The organism is Paenibacillus sp. V4I3 (assembly GCF_030817215.1).
GTDB lineage: Bacteria > Bacillota > Bacilli > Paenibacillales > NBRC-103111 > Paenibacillus_E.
Map to the genome: position 1 here is coordinate 8,104,922 of NZ_JAUSZA010000001.1, position 24,339 is coordinate 8,129,260.

Here is a 24,339-nt window from a genome sequence, read left to right on the forward strand (position 1 = left end):
TGATTTTATTCGACTTGCATTAGGTGAATTCAACGTCATATGCATGTTCTCCTACCCGAATATTTCCAGACTCCGGATGGAGAAGGTGCCGACCGTTGATTCGAACATTCCGGAACATCACCCCCTTGACGATTCTGGACTCATCGAATCCGGCAATAACCGACGGATTATCGCAGGCTCCGTTGTAAACGATATTGTCGAACAAAATATTTTCCACCCGGTAACCGGGACATGGATTATATTTGGGATTGAAAAGCACGCGAATATCGAACAATTGTCCGAGCTCGAATGGTTCGACCCGGATATTTCGATAAGTGACATTCCGGACCGTATTGTTGTCGCCGCAATTAATGGACATACACCCCCAATAATAGGGCTGCGGCTCATGATGCTCGAGCACATCAATATTTTCGAAAAGGATGTTCTCGACGATGTCCCCTTTCTCATGATTGCCGTGCCCGCCGACATTCATCGGATGAGCCACGTCCGCCCATAAAACGGAATTGCGGACTCTGACATCCCGTGTGTCCCCCTGATAATCCCAGCGGCTGCCATAGATCGCGATGCAATCGTCGGATGTTCGCAAGAACACATCGTCAACGTCCACATGGCTGCTTGCCATCATATCAATGCCGTCCGACCACCCTCGGGTGCTGAATGATTTGATGTTTCGGATCGTAATATGCTCGGATTTCCCGATGAATACGGTATAGTGAGGAGGATCGACAGCAATGATACCTTCAATCGCAACGTTTCTGGAGAACAGGATTTCAACGGTGCGGTAATACGTCGTCTTCTCGAAGTCGGTCATATAGACGATTCCGCGCCCCCGGATGGTTACATCCTGTACACGATCGCACACGAATGCCCCAGCAATCACCGCACCGCCAGCGACATAGACCGTCTTGCCGGAAGGAATGCGGAGCTGCGGCTGTTCCAGAACATGCATACCGGATTCAAAATAGAGGACCGATATATCTGGCGTAATAAGACTCTGAAGTTCTTCCGTCCGATGAGTGCCCGGCCGAACGACGATTACGCCCGGATCACCAGGGTTCGGTGCGTCTTCCTCGATCGGATTGGCAAATATGTGCAAATTATGGAACCGCTCTCCGTCCACTTCGAGCGATAGTTTGCGTGGTCCATCGATTGTGAACGTCACCCGGTTTTCGTTCACGACACCGTCAATCCCCACGGATGCAGGACGAATCTCCACGCTCCGAACCTCTCCGTTATTCTTGGTCACTTCGATTTCAACCGCACCGGTGCAATCGAAATAAACCATAGAGGCGTTCCGCACATCGTGCATGTCAACCTTCACGTTGTAACAGAACAACGGCCGCCATTCTCCCTGATCTTGTCGAACGCGCACCGTATAATCGGAATTTCCAACCGCCCCCTCGGGAGCAGGGTAGACGATCAATCGATTCGATGCCGAAGTGTTTGAAATCGTCTTCATACCGGTCTCTCCGTATATTCCAGAACAATCATGTTGATCCCGTCCTTCGTCAGTTAAAATACGGTCGACCGGAACATAGAAGCATATTCCAGCCAACCGGCTTCATAGATAGTTAAATTACATTACTTTTTATTTCGCTCTGCGTATACCTTATTAACTTCGTCCGTCATTTCTTGACCGCCGGATTTCAGCCATTGCGCCTTGAAATCGTCGAACGCCTTATCTGTATCCGCTTGGCCAGTGACGGCTTTAATCACATATGCGTCTAAAAGTGTCTGTAGATTCGCCCCATATTTCGCCTTGGTGGTCAAAACAGCAGGTCCCAAAATGTCTCTGAGCGGCTCATAACCGGTATCCACCTTCGCCTTCAAGTCCAGCAATTCCTTGCTCGTGTTATATTTCGCCATGGAACTATCTACGGCGTTGAGTGGATTGTAGAAGTTGCCGGCGCCGGCTTTGTTAACAGCGGCCTCAGGTGTCGTCTTCGGAACAACCAAGTCGCCGTTCATATCGTAGTTGATGTCCTTCTGACCGTAAACCGTCAGCAACCACAAATCCGGATTTGTTGCAACGGCATCGAGAATTTGCTCAATCTTGGTCCGTTTCGATTCATCCTTCTCAAGCTGTACGCCCAACAGAACAGGAGCTTGACGCGCGCCGCCCGAGAAAGCGTACGCTTTGCCAGCCGGACCGATAACCGGCTTTCCGGCGATAACGTTCTGACCCTTCTCCAATCCGGGCTTCGCAATAAATCCGGAGGTCTTAGCGAAGCTACCCCACCCCATGTTGTCGACCATACCGATCTTTTGGTTGGCGAATTTCTCGTTGAGTTGATTGTTGTCGGTCGTCAGAAACTCCGGATCGATCAGTCCGCCCTTATACCACTTGTTCAGAAGCTTAAGTGCGGAGCGGGTTTCTTCCGTGATTCCGCCGTACACGATTTTGCCGTCGGTGCCTAACTTAAACAGATACGGCGATACGCCGTAAGCCGAGAATACGGAGGTGAACATTTGGATCGGGATCTTGCCGCGGCCCGACATGCCGTACGTATCCTTCTTGCCGTTGCCGTCCGGATCGTTATTGGCGAATTTCGTGAGCACATCCTCCAGCTCCGCGAGCGTCTTCGGAGGCTCGTTGTAACCGATCTTCTTCAGCCAAGCCTCGTTGTAACCGGGAATGAGGCCTGAATTGCCGCCCGGCCATACTTTCGGAATCCCCCAGTTCTTCCCTTTGTAATTGCCAACACCCCAGCTGCCTGCGTCGACCGATTCCATCGCTTTTATATAACCCGGCATATTCTTTTTGATTTCATCCGGGGAAACGCTGGCGATGACGCCTTGATCCGCCCACGTGGCCATATCGATTTCGTTTGCATCGATCGGGAAAATGTCAGGAACTTGTCCCGAAGCAAGCAGCACTCCGAATTTATCCTTCCATGTCGTACGTTCAAATTTGACATTCTTGATTTTGACGTTGAATTTTTGCTCCAACTGCTTCTGCACATAGTTGTCGTCAGCTTCAGGCGCATTGAAGTTGTTCGCCCAAGTAATTTCAATCGGCTTTACTGCTTCCCCCGGTTTATTGGAAACTGCCGGCGTTTGTTCGGCCGTTTTCCCTCCACCGCATCCTGCCGCCAAAAGCGACATCGATAAGACGATAGAAGTCATACCCAACATTTTCTTGTTAATTTGTTTCATTCTTTTTTTCCTCCCTTTTTTATCATACAAGTTATATTTAGACGGAACACTACAAGAGCAATCCGTTTAAATCAGGTGATATATGCTAACCCTTTAGCGAGCCAACCAAGACGCCTTGGACAAAATATTTCTGAAGAAACGGATAGACGACGAGGATCGGCAACGCAGTAAACATGATGATTGCGGCCTTGAGGGTTTCCGGCTCCTGTTCCTCGATAGGCCCGTTCATCAAGTTATTTCCCTCCGGGATAATCACGATTCTTCTTAGCAATATCTGAAGCACAGTCTTCGATTGATCCTGAATGTACAGCATCGCATCGAACCAGGCGTTCCAATGCCCGACGGCAGACCAAAGCGCAAGAGTGGCCAATATAGGCTTGGACAACGGTATCACGATGGTGAACAAAATACGCAGGTCGCTTGCCCCGTCGATTTTGGCGGAATCCTCCAACTCCTCCGGAAGGCTCATGAAGAAGTTGCGAAGAATCAGCATCGAATACGTGCTGATCAAGCCAGGGATAATCAAGGACCAACGCGAATCGATGAACCCTAGCGATTTGATCAGGAGGTAGGTGGGAATAAGCCCGCCGCCAAAAAACATCGTTACAACAATAAACATGGTGTAAAAATTGCGATGCGGAAGATACTTCTTCGAGAGCGGGTAGGCCCCCATCGCCATGAATAGCAGTGTAAGAAACGTCCCCACTACAGAGCGAAACACCGTGTTCCCGAAAGCGATCCAAACCGAATCGGTCGTAAGCACTCTCTTCCAAGCACCGAGCGATATCTCATGTGGATACCAGTGCAATCCCGGCCTTAACGCCTCGGCACCGGTACTGAGGGAGATGGAAAGAACGTGAAGAAACGGGTAGATCATACATATACAAACACTAGCAAGAAATGCGATTACGAAAATTTGAAATACCTTTTCACCTGAGCTTAGTCTCACGGCCGTTCACACCTTTCTGAACCTTGTTACGTAATTCCTTCTTGCCCCATTTTTTTCACGATATAGTTGGTCATTAACACCAGAACTACCGCTATGACATTTTTGAAAAGACCGACTGCTGCCGTCAAACTGAACTGGAAGTTTTGCAGGCCTACGCGGTACACATACGTATCCAATACATCAGCTTTGTCATATACAGCTGGAGAATATAAGGTCAGGATCTGGTCGAACCCCGCATCCAAAACCCCGCCAACCCGCAAGATCAATAGAATGGTAATAACAGGAAGAATGGAAGGAATCGTAATATGCACGGTTTGCTTCCAGCGGTTTGCTCCGTCAAGTACGGCTGCTTCGTACAGCTGCAGATCCACTCCAGCCAAAGCCGCCAAATAGATGATGGTCCCCCAGCCAATTTCTTTCCAGATGCCGGAAGCGACAAGGGTGAACCGGAAATACGATTCGTTGCCCAAAAAATAGATCGGTTTAAATCCAAGCTGTTCGATGATATAATTGACGACCCCCGTGCTCGGAGACAGCAGCGTAATCATAATCCCGCCTATGACGACCCAGGATAAAAAGTGGGGCAAATACGAGATCGTTTGGGCAATCTTCTTGAATACCGAAATCCGCACTTCGTTTAATAGCAATGCCAAAATGATCGGGGCCGGAAAACCGAATGCGATGTGATAAAAGCTGATCACAACCGTATTTCGCATGATTTTCCAAAAGTCAGGTGACATCGCAAATAAATAATGAAAGTGCTTAAACCCAACCCAAGGGCTTCCCCAAATCCCTTTCATCATGTAAAAATCTTTAAAAGCCAGTTGAATTCCGTACATCGGGCCGTAGTGAAATATGGCATACCAGATTAACACAGGAGCTAATAATAGAAACAAATACTTGTTCTTTTTATATAGTCTCCAGTTGTAGGCCACCCTGGATTCCGTTTTTTTGCCGGCTTCTTTGACAGCGCTTACTGCAGAGGCGTTTGCCGGATTCATATGTTTTGCACATCCTTTCGAAATTTGGGTTGTTGTGTTCTTGGCGCTATGACCAAAATGTAAACGATTGAAAGCGCTTTTTCCATGTCAATTTCATTCGAATTTTTTTGAATTCTTTCAAAATCGGATGTTAATTTCTTTCGAAATGAAAAAAAACAGCCTGAAATCGGCTGTTTGGGAAATATTGGGGCAAAAATGCGCTATTTTGCCCCGCTGAACATCCTATTCGATTACTTCTTTTGCCGCTGTGCATATACCTTGTTGGCTTCGTCCGTCAATTCTTGGCCTCCGGATTTCAGCCAATTCACTTTAAAATCGTCGAACCCTTTATCCGTATCCGCTTTGCCGATGACGGCTTTAATCAAATAATTATCCACCAGCGTCTGCAGACTCGCCCAATATTTCGCCTTGGCGGTCAATACGGCCGGGCCAATAACGTCTCTGAGCGGCTCATAACCGCTGTCCAGCTTCGCCTTCAGATCCAGCAATTCCTTGGTCATGTTATATTTCGCCATGCTTATATCTACGTTGGCGAGCGGATTGTAGAAGCTGCCGGCGCCGGCTTTTGAGGCCTCCGGTATTGTCCTTGCAACGACAGAGTCGCCGTTCATGTCGTAGTTGGCGCCCTTCTCACCGTAAACCGTAAGCAGCCAGCCTTCCGTATTTGTTGCAACGTATTCGAGAATTTGCTCAATCCTGGCCCGTTTCGCCGCATCCTTCTCAAGCTGCACGCCTAACAATACAGGGGCTTGACGCGCGCCGGCGGAGAAGGCATACGCTTTGCCGGCCGGCCCGATAACCGGCTTTCCTGCAATGACGTGTAGGCCCTTTTCCAATGCGGATTTCGTAATATATGCGGATTCAGCGTCAAAGCTGCGCCAACCCATGTTATCGATCATGCCGATCTTTTGGTTGGCGAATTTATCATTAAGCTGACCGTTATCCGCCGTAATGAACTCCGGATCGATAAGTCCGGCCTCGAACCACTTGTTCAGGAGCTTGAGCGCCAAGCGGGTTTCTTCCGTGATGCCGCCATATACGACTTTGCCGTCGGCACCTATCTTGAACTGATACGGCGATACGCCGTAAGCCGAGAATACGGAAGTGAACATTTGGATCGGGAGCTTGCCTCGGCCCGACATGCCGTACGTATCCTTCTTGCCGTTTCCGTCCGGATCGTTGTTGACGAATTTGGTGAGCACATCCTCCAGCTCCGCGAGCGTCTTCGGAGGCTCATTGTAGCCGATCTTCTTCAGCCATGCTTCATTGTAACCTGGGATCATGCCTGAATTGCCGATAGGCCATACTTTCGGAATTCCCCAGTTCTTTCCATTATAGTAACCGACATTCCATGCGCCGGCGTCAATCGATTCCAGCGCTTTCGTATACTTCGGCATATTGTTTCGGATTTCATCCGGGGAAATGCTGGCAATGATGCCCTGGTCCGCCCATGCGGCCATATCGGTTTCGTCTGCATCGATCGGGAAAATGTCGGGAATTTGTCCGGAAGCAAGCAGCACGTTAAATTTATCCTTCCATCCCTGGCGGTCGAGTTTGACGTTTTTGATTTTGACCTTGAATTTTTGCTCCAGCTGCTTCTGCACATAATTGCCTTCAGCTTCAGGAGGACTGAAGTTGTTCGCCCACGTAATCTCGATCGGATTGTCGCCGGCCTCGGGCTTCGCCGTTTCTACGGATGCCTTCGGTGTAGTCCCGCTATCGCTTTCTTTGCCGCAACCGACCGCGACGAGAGACATCGACAAGACGATGCTCATCAGACCAAGCAAAGTCTGTTTTCTTTGGTTCATTGTTTTGTCCTCCCCTTTTAATTTCTTTATTTAGAAATGGAAGAAACAGCCGTTAAAAGGCTGTTTAAGGAAAAAACCCGCTAGTTGGTCGCACTCGCCGTTGGTTTCGTTTGTCTGTACTGAACCGGAGTAATGCCAAAACGTGCTTTGAATTTAACATGAAAATATTGCAGGTTACGATATCCGACAAGTGCAGCGATTTCCGTAACGGACAACTTATCGTCCTCCCGCAGCAAGCAGGCGGCTTTTTCGAGTCTGATTCGGGTCACGTATTCGGTAAACGATTCGTTCATCACTTCGCCGAACAAAGTGGAAATGTAGGCAGGAGCAAGCGAAGCAACTTCGGAAAGAACGTTGAGCGAAAGATCTTCGTGCAAATGCTCATCGATATAGCCTTTCAGCTTGAAAATAACTTCCGCTTGCTTATGCTTGACTGAATCCCGCACATGAACCCCAATCCGTTCGGAAAGTCTGCGAATCGATGCCATCGTGTCTGCCAGCGTATCTTTCTTCAGTTCGTCAAACAGATTAGAAGGAGGAACGATTTGCTGCAGCCCCAGCTCAATGATCGTTTCGTACAGTGCGGAAACGAGCTGAAGAAGCGCGAGTTCCACCGATTCAAGCTGCATATTCCGTTCCATCAGAATCGCAGCGAATTCATCGATAAATAGATTAGCGCCCTCTACATCCCCGGCCTTAAGCGTATTCTGAAATGTAGCCAGAGGAATCAGTGGCGGCTTCGGATCAAAAGCGGAAATTTTCGAATGAAGAATGATTGCTTCAGGACCGTACATAAAGCGATATCGATACGCTTGATGAGCAACTCGATAGGAAAGAGGAATTTTTTCGGGCGATACGACCGAAGTGCCGATACCCGCTCCGAATCGAAGCTCTCCCCGTACTTCGTCCTTGATTTTGTCCAATTCCGCTGCTACCATCTCATCATCCATCTCGGTGCGTGAATCCAGGAAGTAAATGATGGCCACTTCCTGCGAATTCAAGCAAACAACCTCGTATGGCACGGTGCGATCGAATTGCTCGTATCGCATCTTAAGCTTCTCGCTATCGCCTTCGATGAGTTGGGCATGTACCACCTGATAGCGGCATTCCTGTTGCAGGCCATCCACATGCACTAGACCGAGACTGGCGCCCAACACCAGGTTTTTCATCTCATTCTTTTTGGCCTGAGATTCCAAACTCACGATTTTTTGTCCCATGAAGTTCAACGCACTGCCGATAATCATATATTCATTCGCATGGCCTGGGTTCAGACCCGGTTGATACAGGTTGCGAACATGTTGGATCAGCTTTTTCATCGGGAGATAGAAACGTTTGGAAATCAGGTAGGAAACCGCAAGCCCGAACACGAGTACAAGACAGCAGGCTACGAAAATTTTGGTTTTCATTCGTTTTGAATCCAGCACAAATGAATTCATCGGCCGAACTATCGCATAGGTCCAACCAAGTTCCGACTTCGAGCCGGTGAGATGCGATAATACGATGGTACCGCGCACACTGTCGCTGATCTTTGAGACGGTCTTGCCGGATCCGATGGCTTGCTGAAGCAGCCCGACTTCTTCCGGATTCTCCCCGGCTGTTTGCAGGAGTACATTCCCGTTCGCATCGAATATATAGAACCTCTCGAATGAGGAGGTAATGATTTTAGCTACAGCCTGCTTCAGGTACTCCAGATCGACGTCAACATACAGGTATCCTTTCGGCGAAGAGCTGCCAATCCCATATGGGAGCTTAACGACATACGTCATCACTTGTTTTCCGTCCGGCAATGTGCGGATCATCCACCGGTTCGGAGCAATTTGCGAAAGCTGCCCTATAAAACCGAAGTCCTTGGAGTTTTCAGGATTTTCAAAGAAAAGATCGCTGTTTACGACATAATTTCCTTTATGAAAATACACGGTTATATTGGAAGCGCCTTCAGATGTTTTCCTAAAACTGTCAAGATCTTGTTGCAAGGATAAAATAAGATCAAGGTTTCCTACCCATCCATTATCCAGCAAATAATTTAAATTAGAGTTGTTCCGAGTGAAAATGGTGGGTATGACCTTATTTTGTAGATTGTCTTCGTATTTTTGCAGCAAGGTCCGTTCCACATAATCCTTTGCCGTAACGAGACGGCTTTGGCTATCCCTGGCGATTTCGTTCACCATCATCTGATTGGCCTGCGTGTACAGGTAGCCCCCCGCAAGTCCGAGCAGCACGACAGCTAATGCCGTATGCGATAAGATGAGGCGGTTAAAAAAGGTATCTCTATAAAAAGACAAGAATTTCATGAGTATCCTCCCGCACAATCCTTGATACCGTACAACTTCTGAATGTTTCTCTTCCATTGCCCTCGGGTAAAACCAATATACCAATCTTTTGCTTGATTTGCCAGAGGTTCGTAGATTGCAAGTGTTGGAAATCAATGAACAAACAACTATACAAATAATAAGCGTTCACCATAGAGTGAACGCCTAATTACTTAAAAACTTTATACTTCAAAACTTTGTTTGTTACTTCAAGACTTTATTTGTCACTTCAAAACTTTATTGTCTACTTCAAAACTTATTTGTCACCCAACAGGTGTTGTTAGATGACAAATTGGTTTTGAAATGGAGAAAGCCAGAAAACACAAGGGTTTGCTGGCTTTTTCGCAAAAATTAATATGACAAATAAAGTTTTGAAATGGATTTTGAGTCAAATTGTTTGAATTACAAATTAGTTTTGAAATACATATGACAAATCATTTAGACTAATTGGAATAATAACGCAGCCTCTTCAAATAATTTATTTATTTCACTAGAATTGAGTTCTTGCTTGTCTTCAGAGGACTTCTCTGATGGATTAGTTACAACGAGTTCAAATCTCCAACCATTCTGTTTGTTCACAACATCTGCTATTTCTTCTAAGTTACTTGATTTAGTAATTGTAGATTTTGATTTAACTTCTACTACAACTTTGTCCTTATCGCTAATCGCTATAATATCCGGTTGGTAATTTTTTAAGAAGTCAGGAGTATCCGTCAATTTGGGCTCAGTAAAAACTACATAACCATTATCAATGTATTCTTTTGAAATTTCGATTATTTTTTCGCGAATCCTATCAAGGTCTTTTTTGGTCATTGCCTTACCTCCTCAAGATCTGTCATTTCATTAACTCTAACGAATAGAAATTCATTTCCCTGAGTAAAACCTTTTACTAGAACTGAAGAGGCTCCACGTATTTTGAATGAGCCGTTGATATCGCGTTTTCCACAGGAGGTATCCATAATCTGGTTGTCATCGATGTACACTAAACCAATAAGCGTATCTTGTATTGGTTTAATGATGTTATCTACATCAGGACTTGCGGTATCGAAATAATAAGTTATGCTTATTCTTAAGTTCTGATCCGAAGGACTATCGCCTGATGGCCAAAAGGATTGTGCTGCGTCTCGTACTCTGGCTTTCCAATCCTGAAGCCGCGGTCGATTCTTAGTTTGCAGAGAAACAGGAGGACCGTCCACAATAAATTCAAATGGAATATCTACATTTTCCCTTTCAAATTACAGTATATATAGCGACTCTATCATACCATAATTTGGACAAAAATCGCATTTTTTAACTTTTATATGCAGGGAGCTTTCACTTGGAACGGGATCTATAGAGGTAAATCTTTTATAACTAAAAAACCGAGATAAATGTGTCTCAGTAGTGATATTTAATAAATACGGGTTACAGTTTTCGATCAATTTCTTATCCATATGTACGTGTGCCATTGCTACACCTATACAGCGTTGATATTACCACTTTTTATAATTCTTCGAGTGGTCGAATCCATTATTGAAATAAAGCTATGGACACCAGAGGAAAATGATGTGCTTGAATCCTAATCTACCAATTGCTTCGTCCACCACTCGGCATCTCTTAACAAAAGTAGATTTACTTTTGGTCATGCGAGGACTGCTATGTCTTTAATAAGAGATATTGAAAGAGCTTCTTACGGGCCTGGCCAATGGTAACAAAGTTAATATCATTTCTCGCAAACTCGTATTTACCGGCAACCTTTTTAAACAATACAATGCTAAAGTCCTCGTCGTTATTGTCTCTAAGTACAATACCGATTTTCTTTGATTTCTTCTCCATATACCATTCCAGTTCGGTATATAGAGGATGCTCCATTCGAATCACCTTCAGGTTGACGAAAGACTTTGTAATCGGAGTGACCCACTTCGGCGGGGTTTCTAGGGGAAAATATGAAGTCATATCGTGAAATGTTTTCGACTGGTAGGGAAAGAATTTCGGAATATCACAAAATAATTGATTTCCTTCAATGTAGTACTCGGCTGCTTCTACAAAAAAACTCCGAGGCAAAGGATACTTTGCATGGGGATTATAACAAACGACCAAACCTTCTCCCCAAGGTTCTATCTCCCGTTCAGACAAATCATAGGTAAATGTTTGGGGTTCATAAGCATTTGGGTCAGGGTCATAGCACGTGCCAATCCGCATAATTTTAGAATAACGAGTGAAATAACCGTAATGAAAGCCAAGTCGCTTAAATTTTGCCACCGTCCCTGCATTTGTATAAATGATGGCACTAATATTTTCCGTATCCGGCAGACTAAAAAAGCCGCTCGGAATAACTTTGGACCCGCTTCTGTGTTCCGAAAGTGGGGAAGTTTCGATTGATTTTTTCCCTTCCGAATCCTCAACAACAGTATCTTTTTGTCCATATAAGTATTGAATGAGAGAAGAGGATGAATAGCTTAAGGATTCCGTTTCATGGAACGGTTCAATAGCAAGTACAAAAGGAATTTCCTTACATTGAGGTAGCTCCCAATACTTTTTTCTGAGTTTAGAAAATAGAGGGCTACCTAGTTTAATGGGAAGTTCATGTAAGAGCTTTTCTTGCATGTCTTCCTTTGATGATGGCGTGACTTCTTCATCAGGATTGAAACCTGCTGTGGGATTGGAGGTTGTTGCTTCCAAGGCCACACGCGTACCATTCATTTCAATGATAAAGTCTGGTCTATCGAAATCGCGAGAAATATCATATGCCCCATCCCACAGGTAAGCGAACAAATATAATTCGAAAACGCGAGCATCAAATCCTGTTGTTTGGAGCTGCTCTACAAAGTTACCATCGGCATCATGAAATTTCTGAAATACTTCATTCATCATAAGACGAGTAGCCTCATTCTCGGGAAGGTTTCTAATTGATAAAAAACGCGAATCACACCTTCCCTCTGGCACCACGAGTTTAAATAAATCTTTTTCTATTTCCTTTTTCATGAAAGGTTCACCTCGCACTAGGTTTACTCCTGCTGCAATATCCTGGATTATTTCTAGGTAATGAAAGTTATATGACCCTTATCCTAAAGTCCAAGGTTGTCCTGGGCTCAGAGAGGATATGCCAATTTCCTTTTGGTTGGAAGGGCCCTTGGTACACTTAAGAGCTGGCCTTTGATATCTTTATTATTCAGTCAATTTCAAATACAACTGCTCCATGTTTTTTAAAGAAAAAAAAACGCCCCAGTGAAGGCGATATCTAGAATAATTATGTCCTGTAGGAAAACGGTGGAGGCAAAATCATCACGCCGTTTATCTTAATCAATTTGGGGCTAAACAGTTAAAATTCTTTGAGCAAACGCTAATGCAACTGGAATAACCCCTGTAATCTTAAAAGTATAGGGATTATCACTAGTCATAACTACTTTGCATGTAGCCCCAAAAACTCCCATGCCCTGAGAAGCAATGTTTTGAGCGGCAACCTCAAAGAATTTTAAATTGTAAATCTTAAGATTATGAGAAATACTCTGACTATGGCTACCACCAAAACACAGTTCAAAAATCCATTCATTATTCTCAAATGTGTATGTCATTCCAATATCATTATCAGATAATATTTTTTTAAATTCACCAATAGTCATTCGTGCCACTCTCCTTGTCTAAAAATCAATAAATTACTTGACCGAAATTCCCTTAGCAATCTAATAATAATCGATGATATAGTAAGTATATCATGAATTGGGTAACATTCATTTTTATTAAGCTAACTAAGTCTTTATGTTGTCAGATGATAGAACTAGAAAGATGCCGACGTTAGTCATTTGTTTTTCATCTCTGATGTTCAACTGGAGAATTGAAAGGTTGTTATGAATAATGGTGTGAAATTGGAGCGCAATAACATCTTACAGATTTTATCCGAAATTGATGTTGTAATTACTTCATATAAGCTAGTGAGTATTGATACTTTTTTATATTCTTTCGCAAAAATTCCATACATAAATATTGGATGAAGCTCAAAAATTAAGAAGCACTTTCACACTAACAGTACAGATTATATTTACTCTATTATCTTTACTACATCTGAATTAGAGATTTCAATCCCCAATTTTCGGGTTTCAGAGATTGTATAATTAATGTAGCCCTTATATCTATCAAATATCGCGTTTTGTGCTAAGATCAACAACCTTTCTTCAGGTCTAGATATTGCTACATAATGTAAATAAATAATCCCTTCTCTTGTTAGATCAAAGTCCTGAGCATTTATTATTACCTGTTCAAATTCAAGGCCTTTAGAAGAGTGAATTGTCCCAGTAGTTAGTTTATGACGCTCTTGATTATAGGTAGAAATATACTTCTCATTATTTACTACTTCAAATAACACTTTAATTTCTTTTTTAATCTTTACGTTGTCTTCAGTGAAACCGAGATATGAATAAAACTCAATGCAATTTTTTTCAAACAATTGCATTTCGCTTTGTGAATCTTTAATTGTATTTAACATCTTTTTAATGATGGAAATTTTATAGTTTTCCGGCATTGGAATTTCATCTCTAAAATCATACTCACTGTATCGATATTGTAAGGAGTAATGAGCAATACCTCTTGCAATCCAAATATGCTCACTTTCAAGAGAAGTTACATCCAATGGGGATCCTGGAATGAAAACAAAAGGAATTCCAACATCATTTAACCGTCCACTCCAAGCCTCCGCGTTATTATTACTATAATTTAAAAATGCACACTTCTTACTCACATCTATCCAATTCTTAATATAATTAACCGCTTTACTCTCATCGTCATATTTAACAAAAGTAACTTCATCATTAAACTTTGTTGGTTGGAAATTCTTCCTTACATCCTTCATGAAGATATTTGAATAATTCTGAATTACTTTATTTGATCTGAAATTATGCCATAGTTCAAATTTAGTAAAAGATAACTTAGTAAACAACCCAGTAAATCCAAGGCTATAAGCACCTCGCCAACTATATATTGACTGTTTTGCATCCCCTACAATAAACAAAGGAATTGAAAGAATATCACATAAATACATAAAGAAATTATGCATATCTTCATCGCTATCCTGATACTCATCAATATATATTCGATAATATTTTGCTTTTAAATATCTTTTACACGAAGCTGAGTTTTTTAAAATTTCCAATGCCAATTGGAACGCAAAATTCTTTTTTAGGTTATTATACTTACACATCAATTGAGTGCTCTTTATTTTCTCAATGCCTTCATTGAATGTTTTCACTTGATTCTCATCATTGTAGTCAGGCTTAATCTCAATTTTAAACTCCATCCCGTATACATCGTACATAAATGGTTGAATTATTTCTAACCAAATAAAATTATCATTGGTTCCTATATATCCTTCGCCATTCTTAGGACCCAATCTTTTTTTTATTTCTTTTGCTGCTTTCCGTGTAAACGTAACTGCTGCAAAAGTTTGATAGCTTTTATTTTCCTCTGCATCTTTAATAATTCTTTGTATAGTAGTGTGAGTTTTACCCGTTCCTGCACTAGCACTAATAACAATATTTCCTCTTGTAGTAAGAATTTCATCCCGAATATCCTTGTCTACTAGCAGCATAATTCCACCAATACTTTCACACATTTAAATCTTTCGTGCTTATAAATTTTATCAATGGCACCTTTACTTAATTCTCTGCTTAACTCAATCATGTTAATTAATTTAGCACTTTGTAAAAAGTCCACACCATTCTTTGATGAATTATTATTTCGTGCAATCTTGTCCATAATACCTGGGATTACTTCATATAAATCATTTTCCAAATCAACCTTTGACAAATAAATATTGTTATCACTTAATGTCTTAATCGTATTAGGATACTTACTAAAAACAAATTTTTTCCTTTCAACTACATACGCAAGGTCATTTTCGTATTTTTTAGAATCAATGCCTGATATATTACCTTTTTCTTTGCCACCAATTAGCCTTTGACATCTGTTTACTCCAATAAGACTACATTCTGTTTTTCCTTTAATTTTTTTTAGGTCATTATCTGTTTTGACTATTACTTTTATTCCAAGTGCAGTTAAAACTGAATAATATTCTCTAAAATTGATACCTTCTACCTCTAAGATATAACCGCCTAAGCTTTCATAACGCTCACATTTATCCTTTAGTATTCGTTCGAAAAGTATTTTTTCAGAAGGTCCTTCTACTAATAACACAACATCGGCATAAATTGCTTCTGCTAAATTTTGATTCAATTTCTGTTTTAAATTTCTATACTCCTCAGGTACTTTATAAATAAATGATTTCCCTGTCACTTTGCTTTCCTTAAATAACTTAATTAAATTAACATCATCCATCTGACTTACAATTAAAGATGAGTGTGTTGTCAGGAAAAGATATTTAAATATTTCATCTGAAAAAATTTGATAAGATAATGCAATTTGCATTGATCTATGCAAATGATTTTCCAACTCTTCAATTAAAAAAATATTAATTTTCTGTTCTTCCAACCTACGATTCTCAAGTGTAAAAAGAGTGTAAGATAGAATTTTTTTTCTGCCATCACCAGCGGTCGGATAATTTTCAAGTCTTTCATCTAGTATATATGGTGTGAGTTTACTATGAATATTACTTAATTCAATCTCGGATCGAATCGAAACATTGAAATTCTTATCTTCTTTAAATTTCTTATACTCATCAACCAGTTCTTTTTCAAATGCCTTAATAGCACTTAATTTCCCAACACTTGAATTAAGATTTTTAATATGAGTGCTTAGCGCTTTTCTTTCTATTTCGTTTAAATTTGATTCATCTTTAAAAATCTCTCGGGTATATCTCTTAAAAGTGTTTTCTAAGTTAATCGATGAATCTATGTAAACAACATTAAAATATTTATCGAGTTCAAAATACGACTGGCTACTTGGAATTTCATCCAAGTCATTTAAATCAACACCCCAAAATAGATTGGACTCACCCACAAGTGAGTTTTCATCGTATTCTGACTTCAGTTGAATATATATATGTCCAACGCCTGATGGAATTGCCCCACCCATCATAGTATATATCTTCTTATTCTCATCATTATCTTCTTCCGAAATGTCTATCTTAAGAGTTATAGCAATTTGTTTTTTTGTATCCTTCTTATAAAAATCTGAGTCAACGAAACCATTTCGTCTGAAATTTCTATCGAGTAGAAAGCGAATCGCTGATAAGAAATTACTTTTACCAATATCATTTAATCCAAACACTATGTTACGGTTTGTTAAATCAATACTTACATTCTCAAAGTTTCTAAAATTCTCGATAGTTAAATGCTTTAATATCATATCGGAGAGCTCCTTCGAATTAATCAATTAGTAAAGAAAAAAGTTATAAAAAGACTAAAAGTTGTAGGACTTGAATAAGCGATTACTCCTATTTCTTTTCTGCGTTAATTTTAAAAACAAAACCGTTTCCCATTATTATACAACTATTTTCGACAAATTAGGTACTATCTAGGTCGAATTTCCTATTTAAATTTCCATAATAAATCTTTGTTTGAACCCTCGGGATAGCGCCAATACTAGGCGCACGATAAAAAGTCAGAATGCCGCGGCATTCTGACTTTAATTTCAACTATTATATACCAATTACTACCTATATCGATTAACACCACATGGTTACGAATTCATGTACCTTTTACATCCAATTTTATTAACTTATTGCAATTCCACTCTGCTCAAATTCATAGACTTCATTTCTCCGTCCACTCAATTTATGAATTTCAGGAAGGCCAAACAAAACGATTTTAACGTCAGTAATTTTAGAGAGAATATTAATAAACATAACAATCTTCTCTAATTCTCCCTCGTGGCTTACTAGCGCTTTTTCAAAATCGTCTAATAACAACAACTTTATTCCATGTGTTTTTAAAGCCATGGCGACTCTCTCGAGTATTTGATCAGTATGCATATGTTTCTGAAAAGAAATGTTAAGCTTTAATAATAGTTCTACTCCAAAGTTTTTTAGTGTCGGAGGAAGAGCCAAGACAGAATATAAAACCTCATTATTTCTTCCATTTTTATTAATGTATTCTAAAGCAGCACTTGTCTTACCAACCCCAGATTCACCTATTACATAAAGTACATTCTGATCTGATTGTCTGAATAAATCTATTTTCTTAGAAAATTCACTATAATTCCCTGATCTAATCATTATCAACATCTCTCCCCTTTCAATCTTTGTGCATTACTACTATGCCCAAAAATATTTAAAATATTCTTTTTTAGTAGATTGTTAGATTCTTACCATATCCAAATCCTAAGCCAATACTTTCTTTAACTAGGAGCCTTATAATATTTACATTGAAACAAAAGCTAACACTCTGCGTATACAACTGTACGGAGGCGACCTAATGGAAAGCGAAAATATTCAGTCAAATACTAATGAAGATCAAAGAAATACTCCAAATTCAAAACATTTAGGAAGAATACTTGGTGAGATAACTGTCATATTTGTACCTGTTTTTACTTTCTTATCTTATTTATTTACTTACAAATATCAGGAAGGATTCAACTCTTATTATTCGATACCTAGTATGTTTATTGAGATTAGTGTTACAAGTATATTAGAAAACGTTTTTGCTGTCGGGATTATCTCAACAGTAATTACACTATTTACTTTCTTTTTTTTAGCTTCTAAATATAAGCAGCAACTAAAAAAGAGCCTTACTGTTCTCTCGTAAGCTCTCTTATCATCATGTATTTCCTCTGGCAAAACTGCCCCAGCGCTGCGCTAGATCAGCTGTCTGCTGCTGTTTTTAATATATTACTCTTTAGTTTATAGAAGAACATATCATCTTTGAACTTTACCTCGCTGTATAACATACACGTGTACATTAACATGAATACAGACTCGACCTGAATTACTAGTTCTGTAACCACCCTACCATCATGTGATGCACTATTCAACATTTGCCCAAACTTGATCCTCTGCTTGTTCTTATTCTCCGGGGATATATTTTTGAGTAAATCTTGGAGATCTCTCAACATGAGCTTATCATATGGTTTATTGAATTTTATACCTTCTATGTAGCATTCAACCTTTAGTGTTTGTTCAAAGATTCTTCTACAGGTATTTCCCTTTTCATTATAAAATTCAGGGTCATTATTTTCTGACTTAACAAGACTCTTGCTTATATTATTAATCCTTAGGATGAGATCATTCAAGTTAGCAAGATGTAATAAATTTTTAATTTGATTGCTATTTGCTTCAAAAGTCTTTGGAAACAGCATGCTTGAAAAGAGTGGTGCTGTGACACACCGAAAAATTTCTTCTTTGTTACTTAGATTTACGTGCTGTATACATGTATTATCCAATTCATGAAAGTTCTTATTTTTTTTAATTTTTTCAATCTCTTTTTCCTTGTACATATCACCACGTAAAAAGAGTATCTCAAAACCATCCACTTCAATTACACTGAGCTTCACAGATTTTAAGATTACACGTTTTTGATCGCATCTTATATATAAATGATCCTTATTATCAATTTCGAAACCTTCGATTGAACTCCAAATATCCCCGTTCATAAAACCAATATCATAATTGCCAGTCGATATTACTTTAGACAATATATTTTCAATGGCTCCAATCTCATAATTGAAGAATATAAAATCAGCCGGCATTAAATATCTTATTGTTTCGTTATAAAGTTTCTTTGGGATACTCATCAGTAGCCCTCCTAAAATATAATTCATGGTTTTCATATTAGTACAAGATTATTGATCGCGCAAGCTTACTCCAAAAACCGATTAATAACAATTCTGCTAAACGCAATAGCTCTTGTATTTTGTGGATCACTTGCCCTTCAGCTGTATTCAAACAATGGAATTTTTCAAGTAGCAGCAGTATGGAAAGCTTTATTGCATAGCTTTGGCGTAGTCGCCGTTCTTTTTGCTAGCTTTGGATATGGCATGATAAACGAATTCCTTAACCCACTTTTCTTGCATTTAGTTCAAGGCTGGGTCTTAGTCGAACTAGCTTATCTATCAGCATCAATCGCGCGGAAACACATGCGAGGATATTAAAAAGAAGCCAACGTAAATCTAAACTGTACCCTATCGAGATACTTTTTTAAAGTGTCTACTCGATAGGGTACAGTTTAATCTGCGGCGGCTTCTTTTTTTTATATGATATTAGAGAAATTGATGATTGCAGACCCGACATATGCTCTAATCAAATCTTTTACCTTAACTTTAGACATTTAATCTAGCTTACGATTCCTCATTTGGATTCTCACCCGTTCAGCATTTCGATTACTAATTGGGGCTTCTGCCAATACATTTAATACTGATAAACACCTCTCTACCTCTTTCTCAACTTCTGAAAGCTTGCTAGAGATTCTCTCAATGATCTCGGCTGTATAAGTAATTACTTGAAACCAAGACATTGGACCTTCATGTATATTAATCTCTTTATACTGTGAATTGAGTCTTATAACCATAGATTCAATCAGAAACAATAGGCCAGTTGTTGGGATATACGAATTATCTGAACGAATCGTTAGAAACATTAAGGCTATTTCTTTATTAGAACCTTCTTGTGCAACACGTAATAATGTTGGGAAAAGCCTTATCCACCATTCTTGGCGTAACCCAGGATCTATGGTCCGTTTTTCAGGTTTAATCCCACTTAAAGCATACAAAGCAAACCTATTAGCTTGTTCTACTTCTACATTTCCCAATGCTTGAAGATACTCCCATACATCTCCCATCCAACTTCCATAATCAAATGACAAAGACACATCTTCTAATTTGTCATTTACTGATTTCTTCATTCCAAATACCAAAGAATATAAAAATGTCGCCTGAAATTCTGGAAATTTTAGAACTGGATAGGAATCTATACTTCGCAACAAATCATCAGCGAACTTTCGGAAGATAGATCGCTCTCCAGATTCATGCTTATAAAAAGAAAGTGCGCCTACCAACTCACCTAAGGACTTCATTAACAATAAAGCATCTGGCGGAAACTTTTCCTTCGAAAGAATTACCTCTACAATTCGAAGAATATCTGCCTGCTCAACTCTACCTATCATCCCTTCTAAAATTTTAATAAGCGCTAATCCACTGATATTCTCCCTCAAACGAATACGTTCCTCAATCCAATTTAATCCAATATTATTTTCTTTATACCAATGATATGGACGTATTTCTATGAATAGAGTCCGTTGCGCCAATGGATGAAATTCTACAAACGCATCATCAATCAAAACTAACAATCGATCAAATAAAACATGAAAATCTTCCGGGGTCTCTATCTTTAACGTTTCATTTAAGAGTCTTAAACTCAATGTCCACGCATCATGAGACACATGACTAATTTTTTGAGCAAAATTATCCGGTATACGTGGTAACGGAGAATGCTGAACTAATGATAACGCCCATTCCGTTAGAGGCCTTATTAAAAGTTTACATTTTGAGTGAAGTTCCTCAGAATTCTTTTGTAAATTATCAACTAAACTCTCACAGTACAGAGTAACGATTGAAGAAATAACCCGTATTACCCACGGATGAGATTGAACCATTTCCATATCCCGCTCAAAAAGTGGCAAAACATTTAATATTAGGTCAAGGTATTCACTAATTTGTTCCTGATTTAAAGTGTGATCTTTTGTCCGTAAATATAACTTTTCTACAAACGATTGTTCTTCAGGGCTTCCCCATTGACCGATTGACTGTAACTCTCTCTGCAAGAAAATTTCTCGATAATCATCGAAATTACGTTCTACATCAACTATCCGATCTGCTCTAGGGTCCCGCAGGATCATATCCCCATCAAACACAATATGAAGATCATTAAATTTTTGTGTGAATCGTAGATGATATACATAGAGACTCATTATATACTCGCCAGCAATAAAAGGAGACTCGGAGAGTCGATAGATGATTTGAACGATAGAATCCATTTCAGCTTCCTCCAAGTGATCCCAAACCTTTATTAAGCTATTGATTAACCAATAGGAATTATCCCAGACATGATACATCGATTCTTTCAATATTATTCTCTTTACTTCTCCAATAAGTCGCTGTCCTGTTGGTGCATCAAGATACAGTCGAAGGAGAATTGATTGTACAGAGGCTAACGGACATTCTAGTAAAGTTGGACATATTGACGAAATAAACCAATCAGGATCTTTTGCGAACCAACTCTCAGATTGAACATCCAACTCGTTAAATAATCTCACACTTGGGGAGTACTGCATACTTTGTGACCAATAATTGAATGTAGGATCATCATCAATAAGTAAATTGTTTGCTCCATCCTCTATTTGTATATTACGATAATCAGAAAAGCTATATTTTTTCTGCAATACCATCGCAAGTAAGCAATTAATAATAACTGGTACGAATTGCTCCGGTAAGGATAACAGTAAAGGCATCTGCCCATCTTGTCGATTTTCGATTAAACTTGAATCTAACGTGAAAACATGATTCTCGAAATCATCATTCAATACCGGTGTGGTCCCGTTGAATGATAGCCCTATACATTTATAGAAAATCGGGACAAGAGCATCGCCCTTCAAATTGTTCTCACTTGACATTCGAGAAACTAGATGCGGCAGAGCGTCTAAGATTTCTTGTCGAACCCCAAAGTGAATGTCAATAGGTTCCAACACTGCATTTATCTGCTGCAGCACATCATCAATTAATCCATATTGAATAATAAATGGCCACAGAATTCTTGCTTGGGCAATAACATTCGAGAACTTGTTGGCCTTCATCCAACCCAGAGTAAGTTGTGCCTGCTCCTTCAGTAATTCATCGTCATCTCCTCCTTCTTGGGAGGGTTGACTTACAATTCGTGCATAATCGACAATTATCTCAAGAGTGTTTTCCCCTATCCAATCTTGTCTTTGAACCCATATTGAATCAATGTTCAACTTAACTAAAAATTCTAACCAGGAACGATTACGGTAATACATTGCCGTTTCTATTAACTTATTAATGAATAGAGGAGACGGTTTACGCTCCCATAAATCTAGATTAAACTTTATTGGTGGTCTGAGTCCTCCGAGTATTCGTGCAATTTCTTCTTGCTCTTGGGTACTACAAGCCATAATATACTTTTTTAGTGATACATCTGAATCTGATTCATTTTCGCATAATATCTCTATAAGCGCTCTCTGAGCACCGTATTTTGTTACTGTGGATCGTATCATTTGGATAGTTGGACTAATCAATGTTACCTGATCGCCAATTCTGCTTAAGATCCACTGAGCTATAGCAAAATCACGGAGAACGGGATGTCTGAATGAGAATGTTCCCCTATCGTTAATTTTTACAATCAATCCGATTGATTCAAGCCTAGCCAATGCGCCGTGGTCCACTTTTACAGTTGGATTCCAAGCATTCAGTTCTACAATTTGTTCGCAAGCCTCTCTTATCAATTCCCATCGAGCTAAATGTTCCTCAGTCAAGACCACCCGCTCCCAATAAGCTTTCAATAGACCATCTTTCGTCTGTAAGCCTACTTGCACTTGTTCTTCACTTCCAAAAGTTCGAAGGAAAATATCCAAATATAGTGGTTTTTGAAGAAGATGCATTAAACCTGCGCTTAAATCTCTTTGAACGGTTTTCTTAATTATGGATGATACCGTAACTTTGGGCCAATCTTTCAGGAGCGTTTTCTCCCATCGTTGTAAATGCGTACGAACAGACTCATAGTCTCGCCATTCTACATTTCGGAAGGTTACTACACATAAGAAAGATGTATGCTCCGCACATGTTCGAAGAAGCGAACTAAGTGAGTGTCTTTTGTCTATTGCAAGTTGATCAAGTCCATCGATGAGAAAAAGTGTTCTTCTATTCTCTAAAGCAGCCATGTCACATATAAAATGTACAGCTTCCGACAACGTTTCAGAGTACCCGTCAGTACTATGCATAAGGCCTTCTGCAAGAAGCGGGAATACTTCTATCATTTCATATTTCTCTTGAATCATCCAATCAATGACAGATAAAGAATACGATTTCCCTTGCCCAGCATCCCCTAAAAGCACCATACTCTCTTGTCTGCTTGCCCAATCTAATGCTGCCAATTCTGGCTGGACCTCATGCAGTGTAATAAAAGGCAACCCTTCTTCACGATTCATGAATTGGAATTCCCAAGAACCACGACACAACGGTACAAGTTCATGTTTAATCAACCGTACCAACCTAATTACTTCTGGACTCCGGTTGAGAAAACGTTCAAGTAATGTTATTTCTCTAATAAATTCATTCACCGATAGGATGTGAAGTTCCATTTGCTTACTTGTTGCTCTTTCGTTTATGAAACCTTCCATTTGACGACGGAGCATCAACGGATCTGGACCATCCACGAGCAGATCCAAGACATCTTCTACGTTCTTTTCTATTTCGCTGCCAGCTTCTTTTTGTAGTTTAAATCTTACTAAGGCTGCCTTAGCTACTTCTACGTCTACTTTGGACGTTAGGGCAATGCCATCTTTGTCTCCAATCTTACTTCGAGTTGCTCTACATATCCAAAATAAAGCTTCATCAATTAACTTTCTTTCACGATCCACCCTTCCTGGTGGCTTTAACGGGGGGTGAATATCCCTCAGGTTTTCTTCGAATGTCATTCTTGTTCCAAGAGCCGCCCATGCCTCTGCGGCACTAGGCGGCTTTTCTGAATCAATCACCATGACAGGTAAAATTTGATCGTGTTGCTCGCCGGCTCTAAACAGTTCCTCTCTCAACCGCAGCCAAAACGCCCTTCTATCTTCAGCAGTTATTTGTCCGCTCTTAACTTCCATAACTTGTTTTACATGCGTACGAAGAACTAGAACATCCCAGTCCTTAGCCTCGGAAGTAGGAACCGATGCTTCTACACCAAATCGTAATTCAGCTGGAGGAGGCGTACCATCAGTCTTAGCCCTTTGTATTTCGCCTATATGAGCTATTATTTTTTTTAATAAAAATAAGTCTTGAAATCGAAAGCCATACCTTGCAATGAGTCCTGACATAAAGACCTCCCCAAACAACACATTTATGGTTACAAACATAAAACTATCGGATGACAAGAATTTGATCAGATTCCCGAGAAGAAGCCGGCTGGCCTGTAACTTGTTCAGCTAGTTAAAAAGTAAGGGAGTAGTCCGCCGACACGAAAGATAAACAACGAAATAAAG

At 40.2% G+C, this 24,339-nt stretch carries 16 protein-coding genes; 1 reads left to right on the forward strand and 15 read right to left on the reverse strand.

Features of this window, described 5'->3' with window-relative positions:
* Positions 1-19 precede the first annotated feature (19 nt).
* From QFZ77_RS37475 to QFZ77_RS37535, 13 genes are all read right to left on the reverse strand, one after another.
* Positions 20-1,459, reverse strand: coding sequence for a glycosyl hydrolase family 28 protein (locus tag QFZ77_RS37475; protein WP_307449029.1), 1,440 nt, complete (start codon positions 1,457-1,459; stop codon positions 20-22).
* Positions 1,460-1,581: 122 nt separating this feature from the next.
* Positions 1,582-3,156, reverse strand: a complete 1,575-nt coding sequence (locus QFZ77_RS37480; protein ID WP_307449031.1) for an extracellular solute-binding protein — start codon at positions 3,154-3,156, stop codon at positions 1,582-1,584.
* A gap of 85 nt (positions 3,157-3,241) precedes the next feature.
* Positions 3,242-4,105 carry a carbohydrate ABC transporter permease gene (locus QFZ77_RS37485; protein WP_307449034.1) on the reverse strand — a complete coding sequence of 288 codons (864 nt, stop codon included), beginning with the start codon at positions 4,103-4,105 and terminating at the stop codon, positions 3,242-3,244.
* Positions 4,106-4,131: 26 nt separating this feature from the next.
* Positions 4,132-5,106: an ABC transporter permease gene (locus tag QFZ77_RS37490; RefSeq protein ID WP_307449037.1), complete on the reverse strand. Its 975-nt coding sequence runs from the start codon at positions 5,104-5,106 to the stop codon at positions 4,132-4,134.
* Between the two features lie 230 nt (positions 5,107-5,336).
* Complete coding sequence (locus QFZ77_RS37495; protein WP_307449040.1) at positions 5,337-6,914, reverse strand: extracellular solute-binding protein; 1,578 nt, start codon at positions 6,912-6,914, stop codon at positions 5,337-5,339.
* Positions 6,915-6,994: 80 nt separating this feature from the next.
* Positions 6,995-9,205, reverse strand: a complete 2,211-nt coding sequence (locus QFZ77_RS37500) for an AraC family transcriptional regulator (RefSeq protein ID WP_307449042.1) — start codon at positions 9,203-9,205, stop codon at positions 6,995-6,997.
* A 456-nt stretch (positions 9,206-9,661) separates the two neighbouring features.
* The gene (locus QFZ77_RS37505) at positions 9,662-10,036 is read right to left on the reverse strand and encodes an NERD domain-containing protein (RefSeq protein WP_307449045.1); all 375 of its coding nucleotides are present in this window, start codon (positions 10,034-10,036) and stop codon (positions 9,662-9,664) included.
* The gene (locus tag QFZ77_RS37510; protein WP_307449048.1) at positions 10,033-10,419 is read right to left on the reverse strand and encodes a RusA family crossover junction endodeoxyribonuclease; all 387 of its coding nucleotides are present in this window, start codon (positions 10,417-10,419) and stop codon (positions 10,033-10,035) included. Before QFZ77_RS37510 ends, QFZ77_RS37505 begins: the two co-directional genes overlap by 4 nt.
* 439 nt (positions 10,420-10,858) lie before the next feature.
* Positions 10,859-12,187, reverse strand: a complete 1,329-nt coding sequence (locus QFZ77_RS37515) for a hypothetical protein (protein ID WP_307449051.1) — start codon at positions 12,185-12,187, stop codon at positions 10,859-10,861.
* A 329-nt stretch (positions 12,188-12,516) separates the two neighbouring features.
* Positions 12,517-12,825, reverse strand: coding sequence for a hypothetical protein (locus QFZ77_RS37520; RefSeq protein WP_307449054.1), 309 nt, complete (start codon positions 12,823-12,825; stop codon positions 12,517-12,519).
* A 416-nt stretch (positions 12,826-13,241) separates the two neighbouring features.
* Positions 13,242-14,783, reverse strand: coding sequence for a UvrD-helicase domain-containing protein (locus QFZ77_RS37525; RefSeq protein ID WP_307449058.1), 1,542 nt, complete (start codon positions 14,781-14,783; stop codon positions 13,242-13,244).
* Entirely contained in the window at positions 14,774-16,498 is a 1,725-nt protein-coding gene (locus QFZ77_RS37530) for an ATP-dependent nuclease (RefSeq protein ID WP_307449060.1), read from the reverse strand. Before QFZ77_RS37530 ends, QFZ77_RS37525 begins: the two co-directional genes overlap by 10 nt.
* A 367-nt stretch (positions 16,499-16,865) precedes the next feature.
* Complete coding sequence (locus QFZ77_RS37535) at positions 16,866-17,366, reverse strand: ATP-binding protein (protein ID WP_307449063.1); 501 nt, start codon at positions 17,364-17,366, stop codon at positions 16,866-16,868.
* Positions 17,367-17,565: 199 nt separating this feature from the next.
* Here QFZ77_RS37535 and QFZ77_RS37540 point away from each other — a divergent pair, with 199 nt between their 5' ends.
* Positions 17,566-17,895, forward strand: coding sequence for a hypothetical protein (locus QFZ77_RS37540; RefSeq protein ID WP_307449066.1), 330 nt, complete (start codon positions 17,566-17,568; stop codon positions 17,893-17,895).
* Between the two features lie 55 nt (positions 17,896-17,950).
* Here the strand turns inward: QFZ77_RS37540 and QFZ77_RS37545 are convergent, their stop codons facing one another.
* On the reverse strand, positions 17,951-18,880 hold the full coding sequence (locus tag QFZ77_RS37545) for a hypothetical protein (RefSeq protein ID WP_307449069.1): 930 nt from the start codon (positions 18,878-18,880) through the stop codon (positions 17,951-17,953).
* Positions 18,881-19,413: 533 nt separating this feature from the next.
* On the reverse strand, positions 19,414-24,174 hold the full coding sequence (locus QFZ77_RS37550; RefSeq protein WP_307449072.1) for an NACHT domain-containing protein: 4,761 nt from the start codon (positions 24,172-24,174) through the stop codon (positions 19,414-19,416).
* Positions 24,175-24,339: the final 165 nt, after the last annotated feature.